Annotated in this window: 23 protein-coding genes; 10 read left to right on the top strand and 13 right to left on the bottom strand. The window is 64.9% G+C overall.

Annotated features, from left to right (window positions below):
* Nucleotides 1–125 precede the first annotated feature (125 nt).
* Nucleotides 126–581 carry an META domain-containing protein gene (locus ACQ4WP_RS06560; protein ID WP_436519227.1) on the top strand — a complete coding sequence of 152 codons (456 nt, stop codon included), beginning with the start codon at nt 126–128 and terminating at the stop codon, nt 579–581.
* Nucleotides 582–636: 55 nt separating this feature from the next.
* Nucleotides 637–1,362, top strand: a complete 726-nt coding sequence (locus ACQ4WP_RS06555) for an HAD-IA family hydrolase (RefSeq protein ID WP_436519226.1) — start codon at nt 637–639, stop codon at nt 1,360–1,362.
* Here ACQ4WP_RS06555 and ACQ4WP_RS06550 read toward each other — a convergent pair.
* From ACQ4WP_RS06550 to ssuE, 5 genes are read right to left on the bottom strand one after another with little or no spacing between them, the layout of a single operon-like run.
* On the bottom strand, nt 1,319–2,149 hold the full coding sequence (locus ACQ4WP_RS06550; RefSeq protein ID WP_436519225.1) for an ATP-binding cassette domain-containing protein: 831 nt from the start codon (nt 2,147–2,149) through the stop codon (nt 1,319–1,321). The two genes, ACQ4WP_RS06555 and ACQ4WP_RS06550, sit on opposite strands and share 44 nt — an antisense overlap.
* A 23-nt stretch (nt 2,150–2,172) precedes the next feature.
* Nucleotides 2,173–2,973 (bottom strand): aliphatic sulfonate ABC transporter permease SsuC, encoded by an 801-nt coding sequence (gene ssuC / locus ACQ4WP_RS06545; RefSeq protein WP_436519224.1) that lies wholly within the window; start codon nt 2,971–2,973, stop codon nt 2,173–2,175.
* 1 nt (nt 2,974) lies between these two features.
* Nucleotides 2,975–4,135: an FMNH2-dependent alkanesulfonate monooxygenase gene (gene ssuD / locus ACQ4WP_RS06540; RefSeq protein WP_436519223.1), complete on the bottom strand. Its 1,161-nt coding sequence runs from the start codon at nt 4,133–4,135 to the stop codon at nt 2,975–2,977.
* A gap of 12 nt (nt 4,136–4,147) precedes the next feature.
* Complete coding sequence (locus ACQ4WP_RS06535) at nt 4,148–5,152, bottom strand: sulfonate ABC transporter substrate-binding protein (RefSeq protein ID WP_436519222.1); 1,005 nt, start codon at nt 5,150–5,152, stop codon at nt 4,148–4,150.
* A gap of 24 nt (nt 5,153–5,176) precedes the next feature.
* Nucleotides 5,177–5,797 (bottom strand): NADPH-dependent FMN reductase, encoded by a 621-nt coding sequence (gene ssuE, locus ACQ4WP_RS06530; RefSeq protein ID WP_436519221.1) that lies wholly within the window; start codon nt 5,795–5,797, stop codon nt 5,177–5,179.
* Between the two features lie 254 nt (nt 5,798–6,051).
* On the opposite strand from ssuE, the gene ACQ4WP_RS06525 reads away from it, so the two are divergent.
* The 6 genes from ACQ4WP_RS06525 (at nt 6,052) to ACQ4WP_RS06500 (ending at nt 11,879) form a co-directional block, all read left to right on the top strand.
* A complete protein-coding gene (locus ACQ4WP_RS06525) occupies nt 6,052–7,266 on the top strand; it encodes an acyl-CoA dehydrogenase family protein (RefSeq protein WP_436519220.1) in 1,215 nt (404 codons plus the stop codon).
* A 21-nt stretch (nt 7,267–7,287) separates the two neighbouring features.
* Entirely contained in the window at nt 7,288–8,127 is an 840-nt protein-coding gene (locus ACQ4WP_RS06520; protein WP_436519219.1) for a MetQ/NlpA family ABC transporter substrate-binding protein, read from the top strand.
* Between the two features lie 3 nt (nt 8,128–8,130).
* Nucleotides 8,131–9,528, top strand: coding sequence for an LLM class flavin-dependent oxidoreductase (locus ACQ4WP_RS06515; RefSeq protein WP_436519218.1), 1,398 nt, complete (start codon nt 8,131–8,133; stop codon nt 9,526–9,528).
* Nucleotides 9,529–9,593: 65 nt separating this feature from the next.
* Nucleotides 9,594–10,376 (top strand): hypothetical protein, encoded by a 783-nt coding sequence (locus ACQ4WP_RS06510; protein ID WP_436519217.1) that lies wholly within the window; start codon nt 9,594–9,596, stop codon nt 10,374–10,376.
* A 65-nt stretch (nt 10,377–10,441) separates the two neighbouring features.
* Nucleotides 10,442–11,326, top strand: a complete 885-nt coding sequence (gene bla / locus ACQ4WP_RS06505; RefSeq protein ID WP_436519216.1) for a subclass B3 metallo-beta-lactamase — start codon at nt 10,442–10,444, stop codon at nt 11,324–11,326.
* Between the two features lie 73 nt (nt 11,327–11,399).
* The gene (locus tag ACQ4WP_RS06500; RefSeq protein WP_436519215.1) at nt 11,400–11,879 is read left to right on the top strand and encodes an META domain-containing protein; all 480 of its coding nucleotides are present in this window, start codon (nt 11,400–11,402) and stop codon (nt 11,877–11,879) included.
* An 84-nt stretch (nt 11,880–11,963) separates the two neighbouring features.
* On the opposite strand, the gene epsC is transcribed toward ACQ4WP_RS06500, so the two are convergent.
* The gene (gene epsC / locus ACQ4WP_RS06495; protein WP_436519214.1) at nt 11,964–12,902 is read right to left on the bottom strand and encodes a serine O-acetyltransferase EpsC; all 939 of its coding nucleotides are present in this window, start codon (nt 12,900–12,902) and stop codon (nt 11,964–11,966) included.
* 188 nt (nt 12,903–13,090) lie between these two features.
* Between epsC and ACQ4WP_RS06490 the strand changes: the two genes are divergently transcribed.
* A complete protein-coding gene (locus tag ACQ4WP_RS06490; protein WP_436519213.1) occupies nt 13,091–14,278 on the top strand; it encodes a multidrug effflux MFS transporter in 1,188 nt (395 codons plus the stop codon).
* 66 nt (nt 14,279–14,344) lie between these two features.
* Here the strand turns inward: ACQ4WP_RS06490 and ACQ4WP_RS06485 are convergent, their stop codons facing one another.
* Both ACQ4WP_RS06485 and ACQ4WP_RS06480 read right to left on the bottom strand, forming a co-directional pair.
* Nucleotides 14,345–14,650, bottom strand: coding sequence for a hypothetical protein (locus tag ACQ4WP_RS06485; RefSeq protein WP_436519212.1), 306 nt, complete (start codon nt 14,648–14,650; stop codon nt 14,345–14,347).
* 80 nt (nt 14,651–14,730) lie between these two features.
* Nucleotides 14,731–15,171, bottom strand: a complete 441-nt coding sequence (locus tag ACQ4WP_RS06480) for a carboxymuconolactone decarboxylase family protein (RefSeq protein ID WP_436519211.1) — start codon at nt 15,169–15,171, stop codon at nt 14,731–14,733.
* Nucleotides 15,172–15,275: 104 nt separating this feature from the next.
* Between ACQ4WP_RS06480 and pdxR the strand changes: the two genes are divergently transcribed.
* Nucleotides 15,276–16,760: a MocR-like pyridoxine biosynthesis transcription factor PdxR gene (gene pdxR / locus ACQ4WP_RS06475; RefSeq protein ID WP_436519210.1), complete on the top strand. Its 1,485-nt coding sequence runs from the start codon at nt 15,276–15,278 to the stop codon at nt 16,758–16,760.
* On the opposite strand, the gene ACQ4WP_RS06470 is transcribed toward pdxR, so the two are convergent.
* From ACQ4WP_RS06470 to trxC, 5 genes are all read right to left on the bottom strand, one after another.
* Nucleotides 16,717–17,322: a DUF1287 domain-containing protein gene (locus ACQ4WP_RS06470; RefSeq protein ID WP_436519209.1), complete on the bottom strand. Its 606-nt coding sequence runs from the start codon at nt 17,320–17,322 to the stop codon at nt 16,717–16,719. The genes pdxR and ACQ4WP_RS06470 overlap by 44 nt on opposite strands.
* Nucleotides 17,323–17,383: 61 nt before the next feature.
* Nucleotides 17,384–17,719: a DUF6616 family protein gene (locus ACQ4WP_RS06465; protein WP_436519208.1), complete on the bottom strand. Its 336-nt coding sequence runs from the start codon at nt 17,717–17,719 to the stop codon at nt 17,384–17,386.
* Nucleotides 17,720–17,743: 24 nt separating this feature from the next.
* On the bottom strand, nt 17,744–18,490 hold the full coding sequence (locus ACQ4WP_RS06460; protein WP_436519207.1) for a DNA alkylation repair protein: 747 nt from the start codon (nt 18,488–18,490) through the stop codon (nt 17,744–17,746).
* Nucleotides 18,487–18,993 carry a MarR family winged helix-turn-helix transcriptional regulator gene (locus ACQ4WP_RS06455; RefSeq protein ID WP_436519384.1) on the bottom strand — a complete coding sequence of 169 codons (507 nt, stop codon included), beginning with the start codon at nt 18,991–18,993 and terminating at the stop codon, nt 18,487–18,489. Before ACQ4WP_RS06455 ends, ACQ4WP_RS06460 begins: the two co-directional genes overlap by 4 nt.
* Nucleotides 18,994–19,063: 70 nt before the next feature.
* Nucleotides 19,064–19,516 carry a thioredoxin TrxC gene (gene trxC / locus ACQ4WP_RS06450; RefSeq protein WP_436519206.1) on the bottom strand — a complete coding sequence of 151 codons (453 nt, stop codon included), beginning with the start codon at nt 19,514–19,516 and terminating at the stop codon, nt 19,064–19,066.
* Nucleotides 19,517–19,564 lie beyond the last annotated feature (48 nt).

Raw genomic sequence — 19,564 nt, 5'->3', positions numbered from 1 at the left:
TACAGCAGAAAGCATGAGTTTAATGCCAGGACTGGCAAAATGGAAACACTTGCCGCTGCGGTACGCCAGTACGCGAGGTAAAGCTGCTAGTCTGACGACTATTCACCCATGAACAGGAGCCTTCCATGCTGCATCGCCTGAAATACCTTCCTCTTGCCGCCGCCATCGCCATGGCCGGCGGCTGCGCTGCCACGTCCGACAGCGCCAAGCCAAACGCCAGCCTGGCGCCGCAGGCCAGCCTGACGAATACCTACTGGAAGCTGACGCAGCTCGATGGCGCCCCGGTGGTGATGGCGCCACAGCAGGAACGCGAAGTGCGCATCACCCTCACCGATGATGGCAAGGTCACCGGTTTTACGGGTTGCAACCGCGTCATGGGCGGCTACACGCTGGCAGGCACGGCCCTGCGCTTCACGCAGCTGGCCGGCACGCGCATGGCCTGCCCGCCGCCCCTGATGCAACTGGAAAGCGCCGTGCTGGCCAACTTGAACAGCGTGACGGGCTACCAGCTTGAGGGCGAGAAGCTGATCCTGCTCAAGGATGGCGCGCCCGTGGCCCGCTTTGAATCGGTCTACCTGTGAAATAAAAATCGACTGCCGTTACAATGGCTTCCAGCCTATCATCTGGAAGGAAGCCATGTCCGCACTGCCCTCGCCGCTGCAGCAGCCACCGTTATCGTCGACGCCGCCCCGGGCCGCAGGCCGCTACCGCGCCCTGCTGTTCGACATGGACGGCACCGTCATCAATTCCATTGCCGCCGCCGAACGCATCTGGGGCACCTGGGCGCAGCGCCAGGGCCTCGATGTAGCGGCCTTCCTGCCCACCATCCACGGCGCGCGCTCGGTCGACACCATCGCCAAACTTCGCTTGCCCGGCGTCGACGCGCAGCGCGAGTCGCAGGGCATCACGGATGCGGAAATCATCGATGTGGATGGGATTATTGAAATTGCGGGCGCGCTGCGCTTCCTGCAGTCGCTGCCGCCGGCGCAATGGGCCATCGTCACGTCGGCGCCGCGCGCGCTGGCCACGGCGCGCCTGAAGGCGGCCGGCATGCCCATTCCCGCCATCATGGTGACGGCGGAAGACGTCAAGGCGGGCAAGCCGAAACCCGATTGCTACCTGCTGGCGGCGGAAAAGCTGGGCGTGGCGCCTGCCGATTGCCTGGTCTTCGAAGATGCGTCGGTGGGCATCGAGGCGGGCGAAGCGGCTGGCGCGAAGATCATCGTCGTCACCGCCACGCATGCGCACCCGCTGGCCACGCGCCACCCCGCCATCGACAGCTACGAGAGCATCGTGGCGACGGTGGATAGCGACGGTTTCATCGTGCTGGCGCAGTCGGTTGCAGCACGCGCGACAAGATAGACTGTTCCAGCGCGGCGAAAGCCGCATGGCCGCGCTGACGGGGGCGCGGCAAATCCACCTGCACGTCCAGGGTAATCCGCCCATCCTCGATCAATAGCACGCGGTCGGCCAGGGCCACGGCTTCGGCCACGTCGTGCGTCACCAGCACGGCCGTGAAACCGCGCGCCAGCCACAACGACTCGATCAACTGCTGCATTTCGATGCGCGTCAGCGCGTCGAGCGCCCCCAAGGGCTCGTCAAGCAGCAGCAATTGCGGTTCGTGCACGAGGGCACGCGCCAGCGCCACGCGCTGCTTCTGGCCACCCGACAAGGCCGCCGGCCAGTCGTCCGCCCGCTCGGCCAGGCCCACCGTCCACAACGAGGCGGCCGCCGCGCCAACGGAGCGGGGCAAGCCCAGGGCCACGTTGTCGAGCACCGTCTTCCACGGCAGCAAACGCGATTCCTGGAACATGATGCGGATGTCGGGAGCGCCGATGCCGCTGCCGATGGCGACCTTGCCCTCGTCGACGCTTTCCAGGCCCGCGATGGAGCGCAGCAAGGTGCTTTTGCCGCAGCCGCTACGCCCCACGATGGCGACGAATTCGCCCGCTTCCAGCTGCAGGTCGACGTTTTTCAGCACGGGACGTTCGCCATAGGCCTTGCTCAATTGCGTCAATGCCAGCGGCACGCCACGGCGCGCCAAAGGGGCTTGCGGGGCGACCTTCGCCTGCGGCGGTGCGCCGGCCGGGTCGTACTGCACGAAGTGCGACAAAAAATCCGTTTCGATCTGGATGGGGGCGAGCAGCATGGTGTTCTTTCCTCATTTCGTCACTATCGGTAGACGGGATTCCAACGCAGGCAGTGGCGTTCCAGGCGGCGCGAGAACAGGTCGGCCAGCTTGCCCAGCAAGGCGTACAGCAAAATCCCCACCAGCACCACGTCCGTTTGCAGGAATTCGCGCGCATTCATGGTCATGTAGCCGATACCGGCCTGCGCCGAGATGGTTTCGGCGACGATCAACAGCACCCATACGAGTCCCAGCGAAAAGCGCACGCCCACCAGGATGGAGGGCATGGCGGCTGGCAGGATCACGTCGCGGTACAAAGGCCAGCCGGACAAGCCATAACTTTTCGCCATTTCGATCAGCCCCTGGTCAGCCGAACGGATGCCGTGGAAGGTGTTCAGGTAGACGGGAAAGAAGACGCCGACGGCCAGCAGAAACAGCTTGGCCGTCTCGTCGATGCCAAACCACAGGATCACCAGCGGGATCAGGGCCAGCGCGGGGATGTTGCGCACCATTTGCAGGGTCGTGTCGAGCAGGGTTTCCGCATGGCGGAAACTGCCCGTGAATAGCCCCAGCAGCAAACCCAGTCCCGCGCCAATGCCAAAACCGACCGTCGCGCGCCACAAACTCGTTTTCAGGTGCAGCCACAGCTCTCCCGACACGGCCAGGTGCCAGAAGGCTTTCGCCACGGCCCATGGCTCGGGCAGGATCCGGCTCGACAGCCAGCCCCACTGCGCCGCCAGCTGCCAGGCCAGCAGCAGCGCCACGGGCAGGGCCCAAGGCGCCAGCGCCTGACGCAGCGAAGGCCACGGCGCGGCGCTTGCCCGTTTTATGGAGCCGGCCGCCATCTCAGGCCGCCTTTTTCTGCGGCGCGGCCGGTACGATATTGCTGGCCATGACTTCGCCGAAGGGCCCCGTCAGTGACTGCTCACCCACGGCCTTGCCCTTGCCCAGCAGCGGGAACACCAGTTCGGCAAAGCGGTACGATTCTTCCAGATGCGGGTAGCCGGAGAAAATGAAGGTGTCGATGCCCAGGTCCGCGTATTCCTGCATGCGCGCTACCACGGTCGGGCCATCGCCGACCAGGGCCGTGCCCGCGCCGCCGCGCACCAGGCCCACGCCAGCCCAGAGGTTGGGCGACACTTCCAGCTTGTCGCGCCGCCCGCCATGCAGGGCCGCCATGCGCTGCTGGCCCACCGAATCCATCTTGCCGAAGGCCGCCTGCGCCTTGGCGATGATGTCGTCGTCCAGGTGGCTGATCAGTTCATCGGCCGCGCGCCAGGCAGCCTCATTCGTTTCGCGCACGATCACATGCAGGCGAATGCCGAAGCGCACCGTGCGGCCCCGCTTGGCGGCACGCGCGCGGATATCGGCGATCTTTTCCGCCACGGCGGCGGGCGGCTCGCCCCAGGTCAGGTACACGTCCATCTGCTCGGCCGCCAGTGCATGCGCAGGCTCCGACGAACCGCCGAAATACAGGGGCGGATACGGTTTCTGCACGGGCGGATACAGGGTTTTCGCGCCCTTCACCTGGATATGCTTGCCCTCGAAATCGTAGCCGGCCGCGCCGCCCTCGCCCGCCAGGGTGGCGCGCCACACCTTGATGAATTCATCGGAAATTTCATAGCGCTTGGCATGGTCGGCAAACAGGCCGTCCGCTTCCAGTTCGCCCTGGTCGCCGCCCGTGACGACGTTGATCAGCAGGCGCCCGTTCGACAGGCGGTCAAAGGTGGACGCCATGCGCACGGCCAGGCCAGGCGTGGACAGGCCGGGGCGCACGGCGACCAGGAATTTCAGCTTTTGCGTCACGCTGATCAGCGACGAGGCCACCACCCACGCGTCTTCGCAGGAGCGGCCCGTGGGCAGCAGCACGCCGTCATAGCCGAGCGTGTCGGCGGCCACGGCCACCTGGCGCAAATAATCGGCATCGACGGGGCGCGCGCCCTGCGACGTGCCCAGGTAGCGGCTGTCGCCGTGGGTAGGGATGAACCAGAAGACATTCAATGACATGATATTTGTTCCTTATTTTGCGCTGGTAGCCAGCTGGCGCGCCGGCAGCAGCGCATCCTTGACGACGATCGGTTTCGGAATCAGCTTCAGGCTGGAAAAGGCATCCGCCACCCTTTGCTGCGAAGCGATCACGTCGACGGAAACGGGCTTGACGCCATACGCATAGCGCGAGGCGGCCAGCGCCACCACATCCTTGCCCAGCCCAGTCTGCGCCGCCAGGATCGTCGCCACTTCGTCCGGGTTGTTGCGGCCCCAGTCATCAACCTTGGCCACTTCATCGAGCACGATGCGCAGGATCTCGGGATTTTTTTCCGCATACGTGCGCGAGGCCAGATAAAACTGGTAGTTCGCCACCAGGCCCTTGCCGTCGGCCAGCACGCGGGCGCCCAGTTGCTTCTCGGCGGCCGCCAGGAACGGGTCCCAGATGGCCCAGGCATCCACGCTGCCACGCTCGAAGGCGGCGCGCGCATCGGCCGGCGGCAGGAAGACGGGCTGGATGTCGGCATACGCGACACCGGCCTTTTCCAGCGCCTTCAATAACAGGTAATGCACGTTCGAGCCCTTGTTCAGGGCGACCTTCTTGCCCTTCAAGTCGGCCAGGGTGCGCAGGCCGGAACCCTTGGGCACGACGATGGCTTCGCTGGCCGGCGACGCCGGCTCATTGCCGACATACACCAGGTTCGCGCCGGCCGCCTGGGCGAAAATCGGCGGCGCCTCGCCCACGGTGCCGAAATCGATGCTGCCCACATTCAAGCCTTCCAGCAGCACGGGGCCTGCCGGGAACTCCGTCCATTTCACGCCCACACCCTGCTCGGCCAGGCGTTTTTCCAGCGTGCCGCGCCCTTTGAGCAGGGTCAGGGTGCCGTACTTCTGGTAGCCAATACGCACCTGCAGCTCCTCCTTGGCCTGCGCCTGCGCCGCAGCCGGCATGCCGGCCGCCATCACGCCAGCGGCGGCGGCAAACAGCAAGCCCAAAGTGGTACGGCGCGAGAGTCGTTGTGCTTGGCGGTGTGTCATGGCGGTTCCTTGGTCGGTAAATAATCAGGCGGCTTGATAGTGGGGAGCGTAAGGCTGGCCTTGCAACGAACGCACGGGTACGGAGATATCGCTTGACACGGGCGGGCGCTGTCCCTGCAGCACGAACAGGCCGGTAGACAGTTCCTCGATGCCGGCCTGCACGCGCGCGGCTATCGGCGCATCCAGGCTCAGGCCCCGTTCTTCGTGCCAGTCCAGCTGCTGCGCATTGGCGTAGATGCTGGTGAACACCTGCTTGGCGCCCAGCGCATGCAGCACGGGGCGCAGCGCATAGTCGAGCGCCAGGGTGTGGGCATGGCCGCCGCCCGTGGCCAGCGGCAGCACCAGCTTGCCGGCCAGGCCATCCTGCGGCAGCAAGTCGAGGAAGGCTTTCAGCAACCCTGTATACGAGGCCTTGTAGATGGGCGTGGCGATCACGATGGCGTCGGCGTCGGCCACGGCGCGCACGGCGCGGGCAATCGCCGCGTCGTCGTAGTCGGCCAGCAGCAGGGCGCGCGCCGGCAGGTCGCGCACATGCAGCTTGGCGTAGCTGTGGCCCTGCAGCGCCAGCTGCTCGCCGATGTGCAGCAGCAAACGGCTGGAACTCGATGGGAGTTGCGGGCTACCGCCCAATAACAAGATGCTCATGTGATTCCCGTCCCTGTACGTTGTCGGATTGGAGTTGCTCGGATGCTGGCAGCCTATCGCCATCAGCAGCCGTGTAAAACGAATGCTTTCGCGCTTCGATATGCGTTTTTTGACTATCCGGGCCTGACGCCCCGCAAGCGAAGGCGACGGTCCCCGCGCGGCTTTTTTTCGCATATCCATGCGCGGTTTTCTTCGTGTACGGCGCACGCCTGGCGGTGCAATATCGGCCTCATCGTCTTTCTGGAATGTCACTCATGTCTAGCGCTTTACTCCATGCCTCCCTTCCCCAGTCGCACGTGCCGGAACCCTTGCAGGACTCCATCCGCATCGCCACCTCGCTGGCCGCGCGCCTGGCCGAAACGGCGAATGCCCGCGACCGGGCCGGCGGCCACGCGGCCCGGGAACGCGAATGGCTGCGCGAATCGGGCTTGCTGACCTTGTCGATTCCCGTCGAATTCGGCGGCCAGGGCGCGTCCTGGCCCCTCGTGTACCAGGTGATCCGCATCCTGGCGCGCGCCGACAGCGCGCTGGCGCATGTCTTCGGCTTCCACCATTTGCAGCTGGCCGGCTTGCAGCTGTATGGCAGCGCGCAACAGCAGCGCCGCCTGCTCACCCTGACCGTCGACGAGGGCCTGTTCTGGGGCAATGCCTTGAATCCCCTCGACAAACGAGTCACGGCCATCGACAGCGATGACGGTTTCATCCTCGACGGCATCAAGAGCTTTTCTTCCGGCTCCGTCGGTTCCGACTGGCTGACCATCTCCGCCTGGCACGCGCCCACGCAGACGGCGCTGATCGCCGCCCTGCCCACGCGCCAGGATGGCATGACCGTGGAGGCGGACTGGGACGCCTTCGGCCAGCGCCAGACGGACAGCGGCAATGTGCATTTCCAGGCGGTAGCCCTGCCGCAGGACCTGGTGCTGCAGGCGCCCGCGCAGGCAGCCACGCCGCAAGCCACCGTGCGCTCGCAGATCGCGCAACTGATCATGGCGAATTTATATCTGGGCATCGCCGAAGGCGCGTTCGAGGCGGCGCGCCGCTACACGGACGAGCAGGCAAAAGCCTGGTTTGCCTCGGGCGTGGCCTATGCAACGGACGACCCTTTGCTCCAGCACCGCTACGGCCAGCTGTGGCTCTTGCTGCGCCCCGCGCAAGTGCTGGCCGACGCGGCGGCGCAGGACCTGGAAAAAGTGTTCCGCAAGGGCGCGCTGGTGACGGCGCGCGAACGGGGCTTGCTGGCCGTGGCCGTGGCCGAAGCCAAGTGCCTGGCGCACAAGGCGGGACTGGAAATCAGCAGCCAGATGTTCGAACTGACGGGTGCCCGCTCCACCTCGGCCCAATACGGCTTTGACCGCTACTGGCGCAACGTGCGCGTGCATACCCTGCACGACCCCATCGACTACAAGCTGCGCGACCTGGGGCGCTTTGCCTTGAATGGCACGCTGCCCGAGCCGACGGCTTACTCGTAATTCAACCACCAAGGAGCCAGCATGACCATCGCCCGCCGCAGCATCCTCCTCAGCGCCCTGAGCCTCGCCCTGGCCAGCAGCTTTGTCCACGCCAAGGACCCGAAAGACATCACCATCGGCACCAGCGCCGGACCGTACGCGGACCAGATCAAGCTGGGCATCAAGCCTATCCTGGAAAAGCAGGGCTACAAGGTCAAGCTGGTGGAATTCAATGACTACATCCAGCCAAACTTCGCGCTGGCCGAGGGTTCGCTGGATGCCAACGTGTTCCAGCACATCGTCTACCTGAAGAAATTCGCGCTGGAGCACAAACTGGCACTGACGGACCTGATCACGATACCCACGGCGCCGATCGCCATCTACAGCAAGAAGCACAAGACCCTGGACGACGTGAAGGAAGGCACGACGGTGGGCTTGCCAAACGATCCAACCAACCAGGCGCGCGCGCTGGTGCTGCTCGACCAGCTGGGCTGGATCAAGCTGCGCGCCAGCTTCGACCCCGTGCGCGCGTCGGAAAAGGATATCGCCGTCAACACGAAGAAGATCAAGCTGCTGCCGCTGGAAGCGGCGCAGCTGCCACGCTCCCTGGGCGACACCGACTACTCTTTCATCAACGGCAATTACGCGCTGGCGTCGGGGCTGAAACTGACGGACGCGCTGGTGGCCGAGAAAATCTCGCCCAACTACATCAATCTGGTGGCCGTGCGCACGGCGGACAAGGACAAGCAGTTCGCGAAAGACCTGGCGGCCGCCTACCGTTCGCGCGAATTCCTCGACATCACCAATAAACACTTTGCAGGCTATTCAAAACCCGATTACCAGCAAGCGTTGCAAACGGCCGCAAACTCGGTGACCAAATAAGCCATGGCAAAGACGATACGCTTCAACGCCTTCCAGATGAATACCGTTGGCCACCAGTCGCCGGGACTGTGGACGCATGCGCGCGACAGCAGCCACCGCTACACCGATCCTGCGCACTGGACGGAACTGGCGCGGCTGCTGGAAGCGGGCCTGTTCGACGCGGTATTCCTGGCCGACGTGCTGGGCGTGTATGACGTGTACCGGGGCAGCCTTGATGCGGCCCTGGAACACGGCGTGCAGGTGCCGCTGAACGACCCGCTGGCCCTCGTGCCCATCATGGCACAGGCGACCACGCACCTGGGTTTCGGCGTCACCTGCGCCCTCACCTACGAACACCCGTACACGTTCGCGCGGCGCATCTCCACCCTGGATCACTTGACGGGCGGGCGCATCGGCTGGAATATCGTCACCGGCTATCTCGATAGCGCGGCGCGCAACCTGGGCTTGAGCCAGCAACTGGGCCACGACGAGCGCTACGACCTGGCCGATGAATACCTCGACGTCGTCTACAAGCTGTGGGAAAAAAGCTGGGACGACGACGCCGTCGTCAACGACAAGGCGCGCGGCATCTACGCCGATCCGGCCCGCGTGCATCCGATCAACCATGCCGGGCGCCACTACCAGGTGCCCGGCATCCATTTGTGCGAACCATCGCCGCAGCGCACGCCCCTGCTTTACCAGGCGGGTACTTCGCCACGCGGCACGCGCTTTGCGGCACGCCACGCGGAAGCGACCTTTGTCAGTGGTCCCAGCAAGACAGTCGTCAAGCGCTACGCCGACGACTTGCGCGCCGCCGTGCGGCTGGCAGGACGCGATGGCGACGCGCTGCTGATCTACGCACAGGCGCTGGTCATCACGGGCGCCACGGAAGAAGAGGCGCGGGCCAAGCACGCCGACTACCTGCGCCACGTGAATATCGAGGCGGCGCTGGTGCTGCTGTCCGGCTGGACGGGTGTCGATTTCAGCCGCTATCCGCTCGACGCCACCATCGACTACATCGATTCCCCGGCCGGCCGCTCGGCGCTGGCCTCGTTCAGCCAGGCCGACCCGGACCGCCGCTGGACGGTGCGCGAGGCAGCCGAATACATCGGCCTGGGCGGACGCGGCCCCGTGCTGGTGGGCGATGCGCGCCAGGTGGCAGACCAGCTGGAAGCGTGGCTGGACGAGACGGGCATCGACGGTTTCAATCTGGCCTTCGCCGTGGCCCACGACAGCATGGCCGACGTGGTGGCCCACATCGTGCCGGAACTGCAGCGGCGCGGCCGCTACCGCACCCATTATGAGGAAGGCAGCTTGCGCCACAAGGTCTTCGGCCATGGCCCGCGCCTGCCCGCCGGTCACGCGGGGCGCCAGGTCAGCATCGCACCCGCGTCCATGCCCGGCGCTGAGTTGGCGGCCTGACGCGGCCAGTGACAAGCATTGCCATTCATGTTAGCTTGCCATGTTGAAAACAAACAGGCGGCTACGTGCATCTTCCTTTCCTTCCCGTTCTCGCCATCCTTGCCCTCAGCCACATCGCAGCTCACGCGGATACGCAGGCTGACACACCTGCCGACGCAGCGGTCGACACCAGCCAGTCCATCCACGTCAGCAGCATCCGCAACCCGGAACTCAAGTCCTACCGCGTGATGATCGCGGGCCTCGATGCCTTTGACGACCACCATGCACTGGCGCCCAGGGCACGCGAAGTGCGCTTCCAGCTGATTCCCGGCCCCGGCGCACCGGACAACGCCATGCAGGATCTGAGCTTGCGTATCGCCGGCAATGAAACCTCAATCGTCCTGTCCCTGGCCGCCGACGGCAGTTTTACGCTGCCGCGCAGCGCGCAAGCCGAGCGCGAAGACGCGGACCTGGTCACCAACAAGAAGAAGGACGCGTACCGCTGGCAAGCCAGCGTGCGCAGCGACGATGTACCGCCCGGCATGCGCCGCCTGGGCGACCTGCGCCTGCAATGCCAGGTCGGCATCGCCATTGCCAAGAAAGAGACGCCCTTCTGGCTACGTACCCTGGTCGCCACCAAGCTGCGCACCACCGACTGGTGCTCCGCCGTTGAACTCAAGATGAGCACGTACAGCGATCCGGCTATCGCCAGCGCCACCCTGCTCGATGGCGGGCGCCGCATCGCGCTGCAGGTGAAAAATGGCGGCACGTCCTTCCTGGCCCCCTTGGGCGATACCCGCTATGCGGACGATACCTTGATCGAACTGATCTACAAGGACACTGGCGCCGCGCCGCCCGCTTCCCTGTAACCGTTTGCGTCGCGCCCAGTTCCGTGTCAGCATACGCCACCTTGGCAACACGGATAAGGACTGCAATGCCCCTCACTCTGATACGCGCGCTGGCCCTGGCGCTGCTGCTGGCCAGCCCCGCCGCCCAGGCGCAGACACCGGGCTGCGACGTTTGCGCCACCTGGAATGCCGACCAGACGCCGTTCCGCATCTTCGGCAATGCCTATTATGTGGGCGTGAAAGGCCTCAGCTCCGTGCTGGTGACGTCGCCGCAGGGCCACGTGCTGATCGACGGCGGCTTGCCGGAATCGGCGCCAAAGATCATCGCCAATATTGGCGCCCTGGGCTTTCGCATCGAAGACGTGAAACTGATCCTCAATTCGCATGGCCATATCGACCATGCGGGCGGCCTGGCCGAGCTGCAGCGGCGCAGCAATGCGCTGGTGGCCGCCAGTCCGTCGGCCGCGCTGGACCTGGCGTCGGGCGAAGTGGGGCCGGACGACCCGCAATACCACGCGCTGCCCAAGTACCCGCCCGTCAAGGACATGCGCCTGGCGCGCGACGGCAGCCATTTCGACGTCGGTCCCATCAAGCTGACGGCGCATGCCACGCCGGGCCACACTCCCGGAGGCCTGAGCTGGACGTGGCTATCGTGCGACGGCCCCCGCTGCCTGAACATGGTGTACGCGGACAGCCTCAACGCCGTCTCGCGTCCCGGCTTCAAGTTCAGCGCCAGCAGCGAGTATCCGAACGCGCTGGCAGATTTGCGCCACAGCTTCGAGACCCTGGAAAAACTGCCTTGCGACGTGCTCATTTCGGCGCACCCGGAAGCATCGCAATTGTGGGAGCGGCTGGAAGCGGGCGTCACGGGCGGCAGCGAGGCCTTTGTCGATCCGCAGGCGTGCCGCGCCTACGTGGCGGCGGCGCGCACCTTGCTTGACGCGCGCCTGGAACAGGAAAAACAACCATGAACTTGTCAACCGTGCACGCTGGCTTGGCGCCAATCTGCTACGCTGGCGCCATTCATCTGAAGAAGGAAATGCCATGTTCAAACTCGCCAGACTGATTCCCCTCGCCGCCATCGTGGCCATCACCGCCGGCTGCGCGCAAACGCCCGTGCGCAGCGACGCTGCCGCCGCTGCGCCAGGCGCCACCTCGCCCGCCAAGCCGGCGCCCAAGCTGACACAGACGCAATGGAAGCTGAAGGAATTGAAGGGCAAGCAAGTGGTGCGCAAGGCGCCTGAGCAGCGCGAAGTGTCCCTGCTGCTGGCCGAAGGCCGCGCCAGTGGCCACAGCGGCTGCAACCAGATGATGGGCGGCTACACCAGCGATGGCGTCAGCACCCTGGCCTTCTCGCAGCTGGCCGGCACCATGATGATGTGCCAGCCGCAGGACATGGACCTGGAGCGCCTGCTTTTGACCACCCTGGGCGAAGTCAACGGCTACCGCTACGCCGACCAGGAATTGCTGCTGCTGAAGGATGGCGTACCTGTAGCCCGTTATGAAGCGCTGACGGTGAAGTAAAAGCCGCACTCCCGCGTTTCAAGAGTGCCTGAAAAACGTTCAAGGCAAGGCGCAGCGCCGCCATGGGCGTTTTCTCGGGCACTCTTAATCGTTGCGCATCTGCGCCTGCGATACATTGCTCTCTGGCGGCACGCTCTGCGTCAGCCACACATTCCCCCCGATGGTCGATCCCGCACCGATGGTGATGCGCCCCAGCACCGTTGCGCCCGCGTAAATCACCACGTCGTCCTCGACGATGGGGTGGCGTGGCGTGCCCTTGATCAGCGCGCCGGATGCATCGGCAGGAAAGCGCTTGGCGCCCAGGGTGACGGCCTGGTACAGGCGCACGCGCTGGCCGATGATGGCCGTCTCGCCGATCACCACGCCCGTGCCATGGTCGATGAAGAAGGACGCGCCGATGTGCGCGCCCGGATGAATGTCGATGCCCGTCAGGGTATGCGCGATGTCGGCGATCAGGCGCGCCAGGAACGGCGCGCCCAGCGCATGCAGGCGATGCGCCAGGCGGTGGTACAGGATGGCGATGGTGCCCGGATAGCACAGCATGATCTCGGCCACCGAGGTGGCGGCCGGGTCGCCCGCGTAGGCGGCCTGCACGTCCGACACCAGCAGCGCGCGGATGTCGGGCAGGCTGGCGGCAAAGGCGCGCGTGATGTCGCGCGCCTGCTGCGCCAACGCCGCATCGTCGCTGGCGGCATCTTGCTCCTCGCCGGCCGGTACGGAGAACAGCAAACCGCGCCGCACCTGCTCGCTGAGCCGGTTCAGGGTGGTGTTGAGCGTGTCGCCGACAAAATAGTCGATGCTTTCGTCCGTCAGGTTGGGCCGCCCGTAATGCGTGGGGAACAGGGCCGCCGACAGGCCGTTGACGATGGTGCTCAAGGCTGCACGCGACGGCAGTTCGCGCACCCTGCCGTTATGACGGATCTTGTGCTTGTCTTCGCGCGAGCTGCGCAAGGCCTGGATCACGGGCCCCAGGTTCCACTGGGCCGTGTCGTCGGCGGGCGCTGCGGGATCAATGCTGTGCATGGCGTATCACTTCCAAAAACGGCAAACAAGCCGGGTCGCCCTAGCTTAGCGGCCAGGCACCGCGATTCAAACGAAGAATTTCAAGGTTCCATATGCGAAAATCGCATATGGACGGCAAACAGCGCCGGCGCCAAACCCGATTCCAGGCACTAGCGTAAAATGAAGGACTAACAAAAACACTCTTCAACATGACTAAATTATTAACCTGGATTTTGGCGGGCCTGGCGATGGTCGGACCGCTTGCAATTGACACCTATCTGCCGTCTTTCCCCGCCATCGTGCACGATTTCAATGCCAGCCCCCTGCTGGTGCAGCAAACCCTGAGCTTTTTCCTGTTCACGTTCGCCTTCATGATGCTGTTTTACGGCACCCTGTCCGACTCGTTCGGCCGCCGTCCTGTGATTCTCGTCTCGCTGGTGCTGTATGTGATCGCCTCCGTGGGCGCCGCGCTGGCGCCGTCGCTGGGCTGGCTGCTGGCCTGGCGCGTGCTGCAGGGTCTGTCGGCCGGTGCCGGTTCCGTGATCGGCCGCGCCATCGTGCAAGACCGCTATTCGGGCGCCGCCGCGCAAAAAATCCTCTCGCACATCATGATGGTATTCGCGCTGGCGCCGGCCATCGCGCCCGTGCTGGGCGGCTGGCTACAGGTCGGCCTGGGCTGGCGGGCGATCTTCTGGTTCCTCACGGCCTTCGGCGTGCTGATGTTCATCGTCGTCTGGCGCGCGCTGCCCGAAAGCTTGCCGAAGGAGCAGCGTCACGCCTTCCACCTGGGCGACATCGCCGTCAATTACTGGAAAGTGCTGTGCCACCGCCAGTTCCTGCTGCTGTCGACGGCCATCGGCGCCGCCTTTGGCGGCTTCGCCCTGTACATCGGCTCGGCCGCCTACTTCATCATCAACATCCTGCATTTGCCGGAGACGGCATTCGCCTGGCTGTTCATCCCCTTAATTAGCGGCATGGTCTTCGGCTCGGCCCTGTCGGCGAAAATCGCCCACCGCTACAGCCAGCGCCAGATGATCTGGGCCGGCTTCATATTGATGCTCGTCGCCGCGCTGGCCAACATCGGCTACAACTATGTGTTTGCCGCCGAAGTGCCATGGGCCGTGCTGCCCTTGTTCTTTTACTCGTTCGCCCTGTCGATCGCCATGCCGCCGATGACCCTGATGGCCCTGAATCACTTCCCCAACAACAGCGGCCTGGCCTCGTCAATGCAATCGTTTATCCAAATGCTGCTGTTCGCGCTGGTGTCGGGCCTGGTGGCGCCGCTGCTGTTCGACAGCGCCTTGAATTTGGCGTATGGGGTGATGGCGGGATTACTGGTGAGTTTGCTGTGCTGGGTATTTGCGCAGGGTGGTTCAGCGGAAATCGCCGCGAAGTAAGGTCACGCATACCAAGCCAGCAAAACTCAGACCCGGCGGGTCCGACCCCAGCAGTCCTAATCCGACCTACGGCCAAGGTGCGGGGGTGACATCGACATATTGTGCCCCGCCCTGCTCCGGCTCTGCCACATCGCGCGCAGCTGGCTGGTTCAACGGCCCGGCCGGCGAACGCAAACTCAAAATCTCTTTGCGCGCCTCGACGAAGTCGGCGGAACTCAAGGGATGTTGCTGGTCCGGCCAGTGGCTGACAGCCCATTCCTGCAAGGATTCAAAGCGCCGCCACAGTTCGGCGATGAATTCGCGGCGCGCCTCTTCCTGTGCTTCCTCCTGCTGCGGCGCCTTCCCGGCGCCTTCCCCGATAGGTACTTGCATGGCTGCTCCCTGGCTGATCAATCATCATGCCAGACTACGCAGGGACCAGCCAGGCGTCTGTTCGCGAACGAACACAGGATTTATTCGGGCATCTTGCGGAAACCCACGGCCAGGCGGTTCCAGGTATTGATGGAGCCGATGGCCAGGGTGACGTTGACCATTTCCGCCGGCGTCAATTGCTCTGCCAGCGCCACATAGTCTTCGTCCGACGCATGATTTTGCGGCAGCAGGGTCAGCGCTTCCGTCCAGGCCAGCACGGCCCGCTCGCGCGGCGTGAAGAATGGCGTTTCGCGCCAGACGGACACGGCATGCAGGCGGCGTTCCGTTTCGCCCGCCTTGCGCGCGTCGCTCGTGTGCATGTCGACGCAAAAGGCGCAGCCATTGATTTGCGAGGCGCGCAGGCGGATCAGCTCGAGCAGCGAGTGTTCCACGCCCAGCTTGGCGATAGCCGCTTCCAGCGCATACATGGCCTTGACGGCGTCCGGCGAAGCTTGTGTAAAATCGAGTCGTTGCTGTGTCATGATGCATTCCTTGATGAAGTAGGGATGCAGCATTGTAGAAGCGCGACAACAGCGCGCGGCAGGCCAATCCTGCCGAAAAACGGCAGACCACCAACAGATACTCCATGGAATTACATATCCTGATCGATGGCACGCGCGACCTGGGCGGCCAGCTGTACCGCCAGCTCAGCGAAGCCATCCGCTCGGGCCGCCTGGCGGACGGCCAGCAATTGCCGCCCTCGCGCCTGCTGGCCAGCCAGTTGGGCCTGTCGCGCAAGACAGTCTCCGACGTGTATGAGAAGCTCGCTTATGAAAAGCTGCTGGTAGGAAAGGTCGGCGTGGGCAGCTTCGTGCAGACGCCGCATGCCTCGCCGCAGCGCCGCCACGCCAGCACGCCGCTGGCCAGCGCCGAGCGCATCGCCCGCTGGGAAGCGACTCCCACGCCCTTGCGCCGCGCCAGCCAGGAAACGCCCGCCCGCTACGCCTTCATCGGCGGGCGGGCCACGCCCGCGCACTTTCCGCAAGATGAATGGCGCGCCTGCATGCTGCACGCGCTGCGCCAGGGTGGCCAGGCGCGCGGCCGCTATGGCCCAGCGGAAGGCTTGCCCGCCTTGCGCGCGGCGATCGCCGGCCATGCCGCCTTCAGCCGCGGCATCCATTGCAGCGAGGAACAGGTGCTCGTCACCAGCGGCGCGCAGCAAGCCTTGCATCTGCTGGCGCTTACCCTGCTGGAGCCGGGCGACACGGTTGCCGTGGAAGAACCTGGCTACCCGGTAGCGCGCGCCGTATTCGCCAGCCAGGGTGCGCGCGTGGTGGGCGTCGACGTGGACGAGGATGGCCTCATCGTCGCGCAAATCCCCGACGGCACGCGCTTGATCTATGTCACGCCCGCGCATCAATTTCCGCTCGGCATGCCGATGAGCATGGCGCGCCGCCATGCCTTGCTGGAGCGGGCCCGGCAACTGGGGGCCATCATCATCGAGGATGATTACGACAGCGCCTTCCGCTACGAGGGGCGGCCAGAGGATGCGCTGCAAAGCATGGACCGCTACGGCGTCGTCGCGCACGTGGGCAGCTTTTCCAAGATCATGCTGCCGGAATTGCGGCTCGGCTATGTGGTGCTGCCAAAAACCATCGTGGCCGCCATGCAGACGGTGAAATACCTGAGCGATTGCCATACGGCCAGCCTGGGCCAGCATGCGCTGGCCAAGTTCATCGGCGATGGCCACTTGCTGCGCCATATCCGCCGCTGCCACGACATTTATGCGGGACGGCGCGAACGGCTGCAGCACTGGTTCAACGGTCCGTTGTCACCGTGGTTCCGTCTGGTGCCGGCGAGCGCCGGCTTCCACGTGGCGGCCCTGGCCCAGGCGCCGCTCGATATCGCTGACTTGCTGCGCCGGGCGCGCCTGGCCGACGTCAGCCTGTATGCGCTGGCCAGCTTTTACCATGGGCCCGCCCGCCATGAAGGCCTGTTCCTCGGCTATGGCGCCATCGACAGGCTCGATATCGATACGGCGCTGGCCCGTGTGCTGGCGATCCTGCAAGACATGGCTCTCCTGCCCTTCAGCGGGGCTGCCAGCCGGGTTGCCAACGATAGTGCCCCGTGATCGGATAACTGAATAAAATATTTTCCTCGCGCGCGCCCTCGCCGATGTTGTGGATGACGAGCGGCACGCCGCTCCACGACCGCTTGTCGCTGACGATGCCGATATGCGTGAGGTTGCGCGGCAGGCGCCAGGTGACGATGTCGCCCGCGCGATAAGCGTCCGCTTCCTTGGCTGGAGGCAGGCTGGTGCCGTGGCGGGCAAAAAACGTGCCCAGGTTCGGCACGCGGCGGTGGTCGATATTGCGGTCCGGCCCCTTCATCTGCCAGCGTCCCTGCTGCTGGTACACCTGCCACGCCTTGCGCATGTCTTCGTGCACCAGCACCTGCAAATCCTGCCCCAGCTGGCGGTAGGCGCGCACGACCACGTCCGTGCACACGCCCCGCTCGAGCGGCACATCGCCGCCCGGATAGGCCAGGCGTTCATAGCGCGGGTCGTACTGCAGGGTCACGCCCACCTGACTGCGGGCGGCGGCGACGAGGGCTTGCGGGGTGCCAGCAGCAGTTGCCGAGGCCAGCATGGGCGCCAGGACAAGCGCCAGGAGGGAGAGCAGTTTGATTGGCATCAACGTCGGTGGTCGGATGGAAATGCCAACTTTACCGCAGTGGCAGGGAAAACGTCGGACGCTAGGCGGCGGCCAGCTGCGCCAGGTGGGTGGGGAAATCCACGGCCGCGCCAGCCGCATTGATGGTCTCAAAGTAATCATGCCAGCCCGTGGCGGCGATACCGGCCAGCAAGGCGTCCAGTGCCGCCTCGTCCGGGAAGCGCCAGACGGCATAAAATTGCTGGACAGCTGCATGCAGCTTACCGCCATCGATGGCGCCCATGGCCAGCGCTTCGGCGCCGCTGCCCGACATGGCGGCCATGCCGGCACCCACCGTGTCGAAATACGCCTGGCGCGCAGCGCCATCGAGGGCCAGCCAGGCGGGTTTCGGGCTGTACAGTTCTAACAAGTAATGCATGCTTACTCCTTGGGTGAGGTATCGTCAGGCCAGCGAGCGCTGGGCCCGCTTGCAGATGCGTGCCGTGGCGGCATTGGGACTTTCCTGTAGCCATTGCGCGCACAGGCTGCGCACCCAGTCCGGCTGGCTCTTGGCCGCATCGTTGAGCCAGTTGGCCAGGGAATCTTGCACGTAGACGGCCGGGTCGGCGCGCAGGGGCTGCAGCAAGGGCAAGGCCAGTTGCGGCGTTTCTTTTAACTGGGCAATGTGCGCGCACCACACGCCGCGCGGGCGCAGCGCTTCGCAGGCAAAGCGGCGCAGGCGTTCCGACGCGTCCGCCGTCCACGGCGCCAGCAAGCTAATGGCCTCGTCAAGACTCGCCGCCAGATGGGGCCGCAGCGCCAGCCAGGCCCATTCGCGCACGCCGAAGTGCCCATCGTCGGCCAGCGGCCGCATGGCCGTAAGCTGTTGCGGCAAGGTCGCTCCCGTCTGGGCGGCGATGGCAAAGCAGGCCCAGCCCCGCACCGTGTCGGATACATGGCCTTGCAATTGCGCCAGGTCAACATTGGCCTCCAGCAGCAATTCTGCAGCCAGCGCCATGCGCCGGGTGATGCCGGTTGCGGCCTGCGCGCGCATCCGGTCCAGGCGGGCGGCGCCGATGTCGGGTACGGCCGCGGCCAGCAGCTGGGCGAAATCGATAGCCAGCCCTTCTGTCAGGGTGGCGCTGGCAACGCTGCCCCCGTTCAGCAGGGACAGGCGCGCCGGCGTCACGTCAGCGATGCCACCGCTCATGGCGCACCCCGGTCCGTCTTGCGCCAGGCTTTTTCCAGCAGCGCACTCAATAACTGCATCTCGTCCGCTGTGAAATCGGCAAACAGGCTGGCGATCCATTGCGCGTGCTCATCGACCAGGGTGGCGGCGGCAGCTTCTCCCTTGGCGCTCAGGCGCACCAGCAGCTTGCGCCGATCGAACTGATCCGCGTGGCGCGCCAGGAAACCGTCGCGTTCCAGGCCGTCGAGCAAGCCCGTGATGGTACCGCGCGTCACGCCGGCCCGCTCGGCCAGTGCGTGCGGCGAGAGCCCCTCGGGCACGTCGCGCAGCAGGGACAGCAAGACGAACTTGCCTTCCGACAAGCCATGCCGGCCCAGGCGTGTGGCGCAATCGCCATCGATGGCGGACGCCAGGCCCAGCACTTCAAAGCACAGGCGCAGGCGCCCGATGGATGTCGGCATGTCCCCGAGCGCGCGGCGCTGCACGTCACCCAGCAAGGCAGTGTATTTTTGTTCGAGTTTTATCATATGGCGCAATATAATATGGAGCCATACTAAATGTCAAATGAAAAAACTCAAGAGCTTTCCTGGGTGTCTAGAGTCGCGCCTTTTCCCTCGCCCACGCGACGATGGCATTGGCATCGATGGCGCCCGGCTGGCGCGCCACTTCCATGCCCTTGCGAAACAGGGCCAGGGTGGGAATGCTGCGGATATTGAAACGGCTGCCCAGGTCCGGAGACGCTTCCGTATTCACCTTGACGACGCGGAACGCCGGCTCCAGGGTCTTGGCGGCTTGCACATAGAATGGCGCCATGCTGCGGCACGGGCCACACCAGGGCGCCCAGAAGTCCACCAGCACGGGAATGTCGCTGCGTTCGATATGCTTGAGGAAACGGGCGCTGGCCAGGTCCACGGGCTGGCCCATGAATAAATCCTTCTGGCACTTGCCGCAGGTAGGCTGCTCGCTGAGGCGGGCGTGCGGCAGGCGGTTGACGGCGTCGCAATGGGGGCAAACGATGTGCAGGGAGTCTGGCGTGGTCGAGGTCATGGCATTCCTGGGAAACGTAGCGTAAAGTTATCGGACATTTTACGGTGT

Source organism: Janthinobacterium lyxosi, from assembly GCF_051380665.1.
Taxonomy (GTDB): domain Bacteria; phylum Pseudomonadota; class Gammaproteobacteria; order Burkholderiales; family Burkholderiaceae_D; genus Janthinobacterium.
This window is presented reverse-complemented; position numbering and strand designations above follow the sequence as displayed.